The organism is Phytobacter sp. V91 (assembly GCF_965644225.1).
Lineage (GTDB): Bacteria > Pseudomonadota > Gammaproteobacteria > Enterobacterales > Enterobacteriaceae > CBFFRJ01.
Genome location: NZ_CBFFRJ010000152.1, coordinates 1 through 11,379 on the forward strand (window position 1 = coordinate 1; position 11,379 = coordinate 11,379).

Genomic DNA, 11,379 nt, shown 5'->3' on the forward strand with positions numbered 1-11,379 from the left:
AGATTCGCGCGACTGACTTAAAGGTCAAACCTTTCGGAGTCCCCCGGCAAAGCCGGGGGTTTACCGGACTTAATTATGTCGTATTAAGTTATTTCTATATTTGAATTGTCCGGAGTTTTACTCCGGACGCCGTACCCGACGGGGCGAGGGGACTGTCCGTGCGGCAGGAAAGTCGCCAGCTTTCAGACATAAGTAAACCGTCTCGTGTTGTCACCCTTTAATGCCGTACAGTGGAAGCAGTGAGTTGGGCAGTTAAAATATTGAGGTAATACTCACGATTTAACCTTTTTTCTCTGTCAATAAATGTAAAGCTGGTTTATCTCTGATGGTACGTTGCACGTAGTGGCAACGTGACCCGATTTTAAAAAATATAAAACTCTACACACAGTGGAACGACATCTGCAGGACGTCTTTGTCATATTAAGTTAATTAATACGACAACCAATCGTCATGTCCTGTCATTGATAATGTCGCGTTTTTTTGATCAGGCTGGGGATAAATAAATGAGTAAACTGGTTGTTGTACTGCTACCCGGCGGTGCGCCTGAGTATTTGACCGTTGAAGATAATCAAACCACGGTGACATGGTTCGGTTACCCGCAGTCAGCAGGCGATGCAGGCCGGGTACTGCCGATCGAAACTTACTTCTGTGAAGGAGAGGAGTTTCATTTCGCCAGGGTTGAAAAGCTGCCTGATGGCGATATTACAGCACCTCTGTTTTATTTAACTGCACAAAAAACAACGTCGCTAATTGGGCTAATGTCCAATATCAGGCAGAGGATTTATTCTTTTTGTCAGTCAGTGGATATAAATAGCAGAAAAAGAATAAGGGCCAAATAAGCCCTTAGGGTGATTAATAATTTGCAGGCTATCTTTTCAGAATATTTTCGTTATCACGTGGGGCCCAATCTTTTTCTGAAAAATCATATAAAGAATAAGGCTGATCGCGCAGTCCGTATGCCCGAAGAACGCCACGGACATCCGCAGGTAAATTTTCCTCGCGAAACAGTTCAGCAATGACAAACATGGCATCACTAAACGAAAGCTGTTTAACCTCAAAGGGTTTCCAGCCGGTACGCTTGAAGATGAGATGATACAGCGCTTCTTCACCGGAAAGTGACAGATAAGGGCTGGCATACTTCTCGCGGTGGCGAGAGAGCAGGACTTCCAGAATAAAAATGTGTGCAATGCGCTGTTTGGCAGCGTTACCCCTTACGCTGTCTTCGTTGGTCATATCCTGGTGTGTTATATCGTTGTTTTCACACACTCTTACTTCTATGGCATGCCACAGATCGTCAAACTTTTGCATAGCATCAACCCTGTAAAAAAATCGTTTTTGACCCTTCAACAATACCAGAGATAGCGACGCTGCGCCAAAGATGACGTGACATCCAAAGGCTACCTGTTTTGGTATTTTTGTGCTGACTGAGGCGGTGAAAAAGCATAAGGGTTGATTGCGTTAATCCTTAAGTTAAATTTAAAAAAGGGCGGAGATGACTCAGGATGAAATAACCGCAGAAACAGAGTTCTCTGTTGTCGGCGATCAACATTCAGGTGGATGATGAGAAATAGAGTGCAGACAGAGACCCTCTCCCGGACGACATAAATGAAACGAACCTCAGTTATTAACATCTGTATTATGGCAGCCTGCCTGTGCCTCAGCAGTGGCGGTTTTGCGGTAACGCCCATTAACGATGCGCAAATCAAACAACGAATCATTGAAGAGTCGATTGCCGCTTATCCCGGCACCTGTGCCTGTCCTTTTAATCAGGCCAGAAATGGCAGCAGCTGTGGTAAACGCAGTGCCTGGAGTAAAGCGGGCGGCTATAGCCCCATCTGTTATGCCAGTGAAGTTACGCCGGAGATGATCAAAGCCTGGAGAGCGCAGCGCCGGTAACAAAACGACAAAACGCACGTTTTGGCAATAAAACTTGATGTAAGTCAAAAAAACAAGCATATTGCGCTCGGTTTGTTATCACCGGGTTAATGTGTGTTATGTCGTTATATCAAAAAATGCTGGTTTTCTACGCCATTATGGCACTGATTTGTGCGGTCATTACCTGGTTCCTGACCAGCGACAGTAAGCGTATTCGGTTGTTAAGCGCGTTTCTGGTGGGATCGACCTGGCCGATGAGTTTTCCGGTCGCATTACTGGTTTCAATATTCTGATTTTTTGTATTTTTCCGGTCAATGCGTGACGGCTGAGACAATATAGGCACGCAAGAATGTGCAACATAGGTCTGCGTATGTTTTCCACGGAAAGGAGGCAGATGATGGACCTGTATCTCAAGATGCTCGTTTTTTACGCAGTAATGTCGGTTGTGGCCGGGGTGGTCACGTGGTTTCTGTCGCAAGAGACCCGAAGTATGAAAGCACTTAGCGCGTTTCTGGTCGGTGTTACCTGGCCAATCAGCTTTCCGGTGGCCCTCGCATTTTCCCTGCTGTAGCAGCTCGCAAAGATTAATGACCCGACCCACTCAGGTGGCCGGGTCATTTTTTTATCGCATTTTTTATGGCAGCAGAGTCTTCAGTTTCTTACGGGCGGCGGGAGAGACATCCATTGGATGGCTGTAACCCATATTCTCAATTGCCCTGGTGTACAGCGCCACCAGCCAGTCATACACATAGCGGGTTGCCGCATGCACCGGCTGTTCGCCAAGGCGGGTCAGACGCTCGCCCGTCACAATCGGGGCAGTCACAAATACCGCGGATCCTTTTTGTACCCGGCTGGCAGGGCGATCGCTCTCCTGCGTTGCGCCGTAGCCAAGCCAGGCCACAAAGTTACCGGTCTGGGCGTACAGCTGGGCGGCGCAGGCGGTATCCCGCTGCATGATTTTTTGCAACTGCTCCGGCAATCCCAGACGATAGCTGGCAATGATGATGATTTCCGCCATCTGGCGCAGGCTGGCGGGCGATAAACCGAAGCGCGCGGCATTGTCATCATTGCGGCTCCACTGGCGGACATGATTCACCCACATGGCATGCGCCTGCTGGCCGACATCCCGCGCGGACTGCGTCTGCTCAACGTTTTGTGTTTCGGCAAACAGATCGATGGCTTCATTGAACAGGCCGCTTACCTGTTCTTCGCGCGGCAGCTGAACCTTCCATAAATTATCGAACTGCTGCATGTCCGGCATTAACCCTTCCAGCAGTTCGCCGTGACGTGACGCCTGAGCCTGAAGTTCCCGCACCATCGCTTCAGCCCGGCTTTTCTGGGTTGCGTTCTCTTTGGTCGGCGTGGTTACCCAAACCTGCATCAAATCATGCAGCGCAGTCTGATGGCGCTCACGCAGAGCCTTTAAGCGATTCTGACGCAGTGCAGGGGCGGTGGCCTGCGCCAGCCATTCCAGCACCCGTTGCAAACTGCTCGCATCCAGCGCCTGCAGCGTTCCCCAGTGCTGCCCCGGCTTACCCACCAGTTGCTGGATGACTTCGTCCAGGTTCTGTCCGCTGGTAAAACGCGCATCATGTGGCGTGATGGTCCACACCAGGCCTGGCAGCGCCGCTTCCTGGCCCGACTGGGTCTCTTTTACCCAGTGCAGTAACGCCCTGGCGGTGGTTGCCGTAGCGGAGCGTCGGGCGGTGGCATTACAGATAAGCAGGACATCCGGCGAAAGCTGCTGGCGATAGCTCTCCAGCAGCCAGCGACATTTACTGTTCCACAGGGGGTTGCCTTCCTGGCCTGCAGGCGTCGGGATATCGAGAATATCGACGTTTTCCAGCACGCTATCTTCCACCGGCAACACCAGCTCTTTGGTGATCAACGCCAGCGTCGAAAGGGGAATACTCACCGCATTTTGCAGCTGTGCCTGCGACCACGGATGAACCACCGCTTCGCCCGCAACGTCTTCAAATGCAGAGGCGGCAGGCGTGAGGAAACCTTCGGTCGGCAGGGCAAAATTGTCGACCAGCAAACTCAGGGGCGCGGCAAGTTCAGCGGCATTGCCCGTCTGGTGCAGCGTGTGCGCCAGTGACAGCCAGAGCTGGGTCAGCTCCTGGTGCTCACCCCACAGCAGTGACCAGGCGCTGGCGCGGGCGCTGAGATCCAGAGAGGGCAAAAGCGTCGCCAGTTGGTACCACAGCGCATCATCCAGATGCTGACGGGATGAGGGAACAGTGTCCCGCCAGAAACGGGCAATGGCCCCGACATCTTCAGCAACAATGCCGGGAACCGGATTAGGCTGGCGCAGGGAGCGCCATTTCGCCAGTCGGCTTTCCAGCACCGATTTTTCGACCACCCGTAAATCCGGCAGCCCCTGCGCATGGGCGATAAAAATCTGTACCAGCTCGGCTTCGCTGATAAGCCGCAGGCGCAGGGGGAAATTCTCGTCCACCACTTCATTGTTGCGGCTAAAGCGCAGCGCCATATTGGTCAGCATATGACCGGGGTTGAGATGGGTGAAATAATCGAGCGTTTTCTCACCCAGTTGCACATTCAGTCGGCCGCTGCCGCTGTGGCACAACGCGCCAAGCAGATGGGCTTTTGCCGCCTGGGCGTGACCATACAGTCCCACGGTGCAGGGGGCCTGAGCGGCTGCCGCTAAGGCGTTTTCCTGGGCGGCCAGGATGGTGAGCCGCGCCAGTAAAGCATCCGCATCGTCTTCCAGCAGGGGGGCAAGTTGACGGTTATCGTTGATCCATGCACGCAGCGCCTGGGTTGTGTTCATACTTGCACTCATTTCAGATACACACTCCCGCTGTCAATCCAGTAATGGCTGCCGCTATGGCGGCGGTCGGCCAGCGTGTTCAGTTTGAAGGTTAGCGCGTCGGCCGGAACCGGCGTGCCATCCTGGAGCCAGGCTTCGCTGAGAATAAACGAGTCCGGGCCATGGTGTTTGTTGCCGCCGCTAAACTGCAGACGCACGTTGAGTACGCCATCACCGGCGATAGTTTTTGCCAGCTCCGACGAGTTAATGCTTAACGTATAAAGCGGGGTCGCAGGCCAGCGGGCATTCGCCAGTTGACGGAAGCCAAGGGTGATATTGCCCCGCAGCGGGAAGTGCAGTCGGGCATCCAGTTTGGCGTTGGGTTTATCAAGATCGATATCCTGATACCAGATATTCTCATCGCGCAGGGTATTGACGACATTGTCCAGCACGCCGAGGTAGCGCACGGTGGAGTAAGCGCCAATGTCGGCTGCTTTAAAATTAAAACGCGGCAGGCGCAGGTCGAGCGCCAGGCTGCACAGCATCGCCCCGACGGCGGCGGTGGATTTCGGGTTGCCGATTTTGCCCTGCTGGCTGAACGGATACCACTCATGCACCCGGTATTTGTCCAGCCAGATCATCCGATTGACCGGCACCGGTTGCAGGTGGCGGATCAACGCCTGAACACCGGGCAGGCAGCCCGGGCGGCCGGTTATCAGCAACACGTCGCAGCAATAGTGGCTGATGGCTTCACACACCGCATGAAGCGGGGCGGTGAGGGTAAACTGTCCGGCCAGCATTGCATCCTGTAATTCGCGGAAGTTGACCTGTACCGGCACGCTCAGAACGTCAAACTCGGGTGAGCCGGAGGGCAATGCATGATCAATCGCCTGCTTGAGATAATTCATCACGTTGCGGGTCGGCAGTTGTTTGAGCAACTCGCCGAAGGTGGCGTGCAGTCCGGCCAGCGGATCGTTGATGTCGCTCTCTTCCCAGGCTGCCAGAATGGCATGCCCGACGGGCATAAACAGTTGCAGCGTCGTTTGCTGACGCAGCACGGCCTGGGTATCAATGCGTCCGGAGTCGCCAAACAGCGTCGCCAGCAGTGAGGCGGCATCGGTAATGCCCGCTTTCTGTAGCTGGGTTTGCATTGCGGGCAGCACGCAGCGCTGAATGATATCCAGCAGAATGTCATCCCCGGCGATTTTGAAGCCTTCACGGAACAGCAGTTGCGGGGTGATTTTAACGTTGCTGCCGGTGCCGTCATCCAGTTGATAATGGGTGATGGCCATATCGGTGGTACCGCCGCCAATATCAACGGAGGCGACGCGCAGCGAGCGTCCGGGACGTGATCCGGCGGGTTCGGCTCTGTCCGGACGCGCCTGGGCGGCAAAGAAGGTTTCGGTCTGACCGGCAAAGCGCGAGATGGCCTCATTATAGAGCCACACCAGTTGACCGCAGCTGGCTTCATCCCACTCCATCTGGATCTGCGGGACCGGCACTACGCTTTTATCCTGCTGTTTGCGGTTGCCGAAATCGTCATCCTGCGGATGCCAGCCCATCGCTTTCCATACCAGCGCTATGGCTTCGAACATCCGCCGACGGAAAATTTCACGCTCCTGTTTCGGCATCGCCGAGGGCAGGGTGAGGATAATGGTGCGAAGCTGGCGCGGCGAGGCGGGAAAACCAAGGCGAAGGCGGGTGGCCACACTGTTCATCTGCCCCTGCGCCTGGGCCAGCAGCTCGCACAGCATGTGGGTCATCAGGGTGCTGCGGCTGTATTGCGGCGAAAAGACCGGCAAACGCTCATCCAACGGCAGGGTGTAAAGCGGCTGGCCCTCGTCGTTCATCAGATTCATCAGCGGGAACGCGGTCGCCAGCGGTTCGCGCTGGGTTTTGCTGTTCATCTGGCTAAAACGCCAGTCCTGCAGGACCGGAGTCTCATCCCACAGATAACGGCGCGGGCTGGAGATCCCGCTGTTGCCTTCGGTGCCCAGACGTTGCATCGCCAGCTTACGGGCTTCATCACCGACCCGGACAATCGATGGCCAGATAAACGCATCCTCGCGCCCGCTCTCGACCGAGAAATGCTGTTTGCCGAAACGGGCTTCCGAGAACTCAAGACGGCTGGTAAACAAGGGCTCATTGAGGAACTGCGGTTCGCTTAATGAGCGCACCTGCAGCTCGGCAGTCTGGCGCAGTCCATCGTTGGCATCGCCATGATCTTCAATGATCACGCCGCAGGTGTGGGTGTTGCCGACATCGAGAATCAGATCCACCGGAATGGCCGGGGTACTCAGGGTATGGGTAACGATCTTCACTTCAGGCACCTGAATCTGGGTACCTAACAGGGTGAGCAGGTTGAGCCAGTGCGACTGATACTCGAAGCTGCGCATTGCCTGTGTAATATCCCGCTCGCTGCGCGCTTCATCGTGGCTGACATGCTGCAGGAAGGCTTCGCGCAGCCAGCCATCGACCCAGGTTTGATCGAGAAAATCGGCCACTTCATCATCACGCCAGGCCAGCGCAAAGCGGGTGCCGTTGAGGATGTCGTTTTCCTGCGGGGCAAGTACTGACGGAGAATGGCCATTGATCTGGCTGTCGAGCGCCAGGGTGACGCGGTGGGTATTGCCCGCCCCGTCCGGCTCACTGAGTTTGCGGATCTGCACCCGCGCCCAGTTGTCCGGGCCTTCGACAAAGGTGCGTGGCGGGTTAAAACGCAGGAAAGGAAGCGGCAGCCACACGCCATCAAGAATGGTCAGGGACGTATGCAGCGACTGGGTACTTTCTGGCTTAACCACTTCCGGCTGACTGCCGTTGCGCCCCGGCAGGGTATAGCGTTCATTGACGAGATCGAAATCCAGACGCAGCAACGGGCCATTCGCGGTCTTACGCACAAAGCGGCCACTTTGCGCAGACTCCTGTGGGGTCAGGCCAAAATCCAGAAACTGTACGCCGCTGTTGGCAATCAGCGTGACGCTCTGTTTGTAATCGCAAAGATTAACCAGCATGGGATCAGGCACCTGTTTTTCTGAACGTCACGGAGACGGGATTGTTGGCATCAAACTGTGCGCTACATTCGGCGATATCATTGTTGCCTGCTTTACAGGCGATGACCGGCATCGGGTAGCGCGAACCGTCGCTGCACCGCGCGGTACTCCGGCTCTTGATCATCAACACGCCAGTGTCATGTAAGCCGGAGAACAGGTCGGCGCGGCAGGAGATGTTATTGCCCTGAATGATGCGCGCCGTGCCTTTATTGTTCTGGATCTGAAAACGGATGGTCGGCGCTTTTCCGGTCACTTCGTCTTTAACATCGACCATTACCCGCCAGGTGCCATTAAGGAAACGCGTCGAGCCGGTTTTGACCTGCAAAGCGTCCATCACCAGCGCATCTTTGGGGATTGCGCCAATCACCACGGGCCTGACTTCAGGAACCACTTTTTCCACGACCGGGGCGACCACTTCTGCCTGATGTAACGGCAGCGTTGCCGTCAGCAGCGGTACGCTGGGTTTTGGCTGAACTTCAGCGACTGGCGCCGCAGGCGCGACAGGTTCTGTTTTGGCGACAACCTGCGTGACGCTGTTCTGATGATTCAGGTACAGCGGAACGGCAATGGCTGCCGCCATTGCGGCGGCAACAGGTAAGGCCCACAGCCCGGTGCGGCGGCGTTTAACCGGCTCGGGTTGAACCTGGGATTCAGGCGACGGCGGGGTAACCACTGCGACAACCGGCTCAACGATCTCTTCCGCTGGAGCCGCTTTTACCGCAGGCAGCGCGGTCAACAGCGGTTCATCGGCATGACTGAGTACGACCGAGGCGGCTGGTTCTTCAGTGGTTTCAGGTTCCGGCTCTGGCTCGATGGTGACAATGGGTTCCGGGAGATCTTCTTTGCGCAGGCATTCGAGCACATCCTCACGGGCGCTTTCATTGAGGTTTACAAAACCCCAGAAGGTAATTACCGGTTTGCCGTCGACGAGGAATACATGGTTTTCCCCAGGAAATTGCAGCGCCTTTTCCAGCAAGGATCCAAATAACTGCTGTGCGGTTTTTGGTGATTGCAGACACTTGCGGCTTAATGCGCTGGCGCTGTCCAGCGTGCTGTCGAGATAGCGCAGGGCCCGAAAACGTGCCTCTTCCTCCGCCGCTTTCCAGCTAACGGCGCTACCTTCAACGGAGGAATACCAGTCAACACGATCGCCTTCGTCATTGACCTGAGGAATGGCCAGGCAATCAACGAGTGCCTGCTGCTTGCGCAGACGCAAGGCTTCACGAATTTGCAGTGCCGAATCAAATACGGCCTGGCCACCGCCGCCGACGGCTTGAAAATCATCAAGATCGCCGCTGCGCAAGAGAGTTTTTGCCACGTTTTCATCCCATAGACTTTTTCACGCGTCTACTGTACGCAATGTCACAACAAGCAAACGGCAGAAGAGAGTGCAAAACCGTTGAATTCTCGACGCATTGGCCGCGTCATCAATGCTTGACGAACCGAAATTTGCTTAAGTTGAATTTTAACGTTAATTCTGGTGAAGAATGCAGCAAAAACAACTGGTTTAGCATAACCTGATAGTGAATCGTTATTTGCCAGTTCACTTCTGCTGTGCTGAGATCAACAGTTCATATAAAAATAAGGTTTAAGACTATGTTTCAGACTATGATCGCAAGGAAAACACTACTCGCCCTGGCGTTGAGTGCATTATTACCGACAGGCGCGGCCTGGGCGGCCAACAATGACACCATCGTATACTGCTCCGAGGCTTCGCCCGAGTCATTCAACCCACAAATCGCCAGCTCTGGCCCCTCTTTTGTTGCCAGCTCGCAGGTGCTTTACAATCGCCTGGTGAACTTTGACCCGGTTAAAAACACGCCGGTTCCTTCCCTTGCCACAGACTGGACCATCTCCCCGGACGGTAAAACCTATACCTTTACCCTGCGTCAGGGGGTGAAATTCAACAGTAATAAATTCTTTAAGCCGACCCGTGATTTTAATGCCGATGACGTGATTTTCTCCGTCATGCGGCAGAAAGATCAGAATCACCCTTATCATAATGTTTCGAAAGGAAATTATGAATACTTCAGCGATGTCGGGTTGGATAAACTAATTCAGGAAGTGAAAAAAGTCGACGACTATCACGTTCAGTTTGTTCTCAGCGAACCAAACGCCGCGTTCCTGGCTGACTGGGGGATGGATTTTGCCTCAATCCTTTCTGCAGAATATGCCGATGCGATGCTGAAAAAGGGCACGCCTGAAAATGTCGATAACTGGCCGATCGGCACCGGGCCGTATGTGTTGCAGCAGTATAAAGCGGATGCCCAGATCCGTTATCTGGCGAACCCCAATTACTGGGATGGGGCCGTACCGACAAAACACCTGATTTTCGCCATAACGCCGGACGTTCAGACCCGACTGGCCAAGCTGCAAACCAACGAGTGCCAGATTATTCCGGCACCTGCGCCGGTGCAGTTTGAGCAGATTAAAGGCAATAAAGATCTGACGTTGCACACCGTAGATGCGCTTAACGTTGGTTACCTGGCGTTTAATACGGAGAAAAAACCCTTCGATAACGCCTTAGTGCGCCAGGCGCTGAACTACGCGACGGACAAAAAAGCGATTATCGATGCGGTATTCCTTGGTTCTGCAACGGTCGCAAAATCACCGCTGCCGCCTAATATGCTGGGTTACAACAAAGATCTGAAGGACTACAGTTTTGATCCTGAAAAGGCCAAAGCCTTGCTGAAACAGGCCGGGCTGGAAAAAGGCTTCGAAACCACCCTGTGGTCGATGCCGGTTCAGCGCCCTTATAACCCTAACTCGCGCCGTATTGCGGAAATGATCCAGAGCGACTGGGCAAAAGTGGGCGTAAAAGCCAAAATCGTCTCCTACGAGTGGGGCGAATATCTGGCGGGAATGCGTCGTGGCGAACACGATACCGCGCTGTTCGGCTGGATGTCGGACAACGGCGACCCGGATAACTTTGCCGATACGTTGTTAAGCTGCGACAGTGTGAAAAGTGGCTCCAATGCCGCGCGCTGGTGCGATAACGGGTATGATGGCCTGGTCAAACAAGCCAAACTGACCAGTGATCCGGCAAAACGTGCCGCACTCTACGGCCAGGCGCAAGAGGTGTTTTATCAGCAGGCGCCGTGGATTGCGCTGGCGAACGGCAAAACCTTCTATGCCACGCGCAGTAACGTGAGCGGCTACAGCGTCAGTCTGATGGGCAGTGATTTTTCGAAAGCAAAACTGAATTAAGGGGTTGGGATGTCACATCTGGATGAGGTTATCGCCCGCGTCGATAGCACTATTGAACAAAGCGTTATTACGCATATGAACGAACTGCTGGTGGCACTGAGTGACGACGAGGCGCTGAGCCGGGAAGATCGTTACGCCCAGCAACAGCGTCTGCGTAAGGCGATATTTGATTTCGGCCGGCATTACAAAGAAGAGGCTGAAGCCCGCCGCGAGCAACTCACCAAAGGTGGCGAAATCCTCTGATTCAGCACGGGCGGCGGGAATATTTACCTGTCGCCCGAATTGCTTGTATGGCAATATCACCCAGTCTTTAAATCTTCTTGTCTTCAATATTTGTCGTGCTCTGACAGGTAATGATTTTTTCCATTGTACGTGACTTCAATGATATTACTTAATCCGTTATGGAAGGTGCGATTTAATCGGTGGGGTTCAGTGGAGTCCTTATCTGTATTAGCCTTACCTTAGCTGAGCTGTATG

Annotated in this window: 10 protein-coding genes; 6 read left to right on the plus strand and 4 right to left on the minus strand. The window is 54.1% G+C overall.

The genetic code is table 11. From position 1 onward, the window contains the following. The first annotated feature begins 503 nt into the window (after nt 1–503). A complete protein-coding gene (locus ACSZO4_RS22195) occupies nt 504–839 on the plus strand; it encodes a hypothetical protein (protein WP_437891224.1) in 336 nt (111 codons plus the stop codon). A gap of 28 nt (nt 840–867) precedes the next feature. On the opposite strand, the gene ACSZO4_RS22200 is transcribed toward ACSZO4_RS22195, so the two are convergent. Beyond that, complete coding sequence (locus tag ACSZO4_RS22200; protein ID WP_437891225.1) at nt 868–1,308, minus strand: ECs1072 family phage-associated protein; 441 nt, start codon at nt 1,306–1,308, stop codon at nt 868–870. A 330-nt stretch (nt 1,309–1,638) separates the two neighbouring features. Here ACSZO4_RS22200 and ACSZO4_RS22205 point away from each other — a divergent pair, with 330 nt between their 5' ends. The 3 genes from ACSZO4_RS22205 to ACSZO4_RS22215 all read left to right on the plus strand — a co-directional run bounded on the left by ACSZO4_RS22205 (nt 1,639) and on the right by ACSZO4_RS22215 (nt 2,446). Next, a complete protein-coding gene (locus ACSZO4_RS22205; protein ID WP_437891231.1) occupies nt 1,639–1,896 on the plus strand; it encodes a hypothetical protein in 258 nt (85 codons plus the stop codon). A 98-nt stretch (nt 1,897–1,994) separates the two neighbouring features. Continuing rightward, the gene (locus tag ACSZO4_RS22210) at nt 1,995–2,168 is read left to right on the plus strand and encodes a GhoT/OrtT family toxin (protein ID WP_437891226.1); all 174 of its coding nucleotides are present in this window, start codon (nt 1,995–1,997) and stop codon (nt 2,166–2,168) included. A gap of 104 nt (nt 2,169–2,272) precedes the next feature. Next, nucleotides 2,273–2,446: a GhoT/OrtT family toxin gene (locus ACSZO4_RS22215; protein WP_437891232.1), complete on the plus strand. Its 174-nt coding sequence runs from the start codon at nt 2,273–2,275 to the stop codon at nt 2,444–2,446. A 63-nt stretch (nt 2,447–2,509) separates the two neighbouring features. Here ACSZO4_RS22215 and ACSZO4_RS22220 read toward each other — a convergent pair whose 3' ends face one another. The 3 genes from ACSZO4_RS22220 to ACSZO4_RS22230 are packed head-to-tail and all read right to left on the minus strand — an operon-like array spanning nt 2,510 to nt 9,013. Continuing rightward, complete coding sequence (locus ACSZO4_RS22220; protein WP_437891227.1) at nt 2,510–4,678, minus strand: virulence factor SrfC family protein; 2,169 nt, start codon at nt 4,676–4,678, stop codon at nt 2,510–2,512. Further along, nucleotides 4,675–7,656 (minus strand): virulence factor SrfB, encoded by a 2,982-nt coding sequence (locus ACSZO4_RS22225; protein ID WP_437891228.1) that lies wholly within the window; start codon nt 7,654–7,656, stop codon nt 4,675–4,677. Before ACSZO4_RS22225 ends, ACSZO4_RS22220 begins: the two co-directional genes overlap by 4 nt. A gap of 4 nt (nt 7,657–7,660) precedes the next feature. Further along, on the minus strand, nt 7,661–9,013 hold the full coding sequence (locus ACSZO4_RS22230) for an SrfA family protein (RefSeq protein WP_437891229.1): 1,353 nt from the start codon (nt 9,011–9,013) through the stop codon (nt 7,661–7,663). Nucleotides 9,014–9,303: 290 nt separating this feature from the next. Between ACSZO4_RS22230 and ACSZO4_RS22235 the strand changes: the two genes are divergently transcribed. Both ACSZO4_RS22235 and ACSZO4_RS22240 read left to right on the plus strand, forming a co-directional pair. Next, on the plus strand, nt 9,304–10,902 hold the full coding sequence (locus ACSZO4_RS22235) for an ABC transporter substrate-binding protein (RefSeq protein ID WP_437891233.1): 1,599 nt from the start codon (nt 9,304–9,306) through the stop codon (nt 10,900–10,902). Between the two features lie 9 nt (nt 10,903–10,911). Continuing rightward, on the plus strand, nt 10,912–11,145 hold the full coding sequence (locus ACSZO4_RS22240) for a DUF2526 family protein (protein ID WP_437891230.1): 234 nt from the start codon (nt 10,912–10,914) through the stop codon (nt 11,143–11,145). The last annotated feature ends 234 nt before the right edge of the window (nt 11,146–11,379 follow it).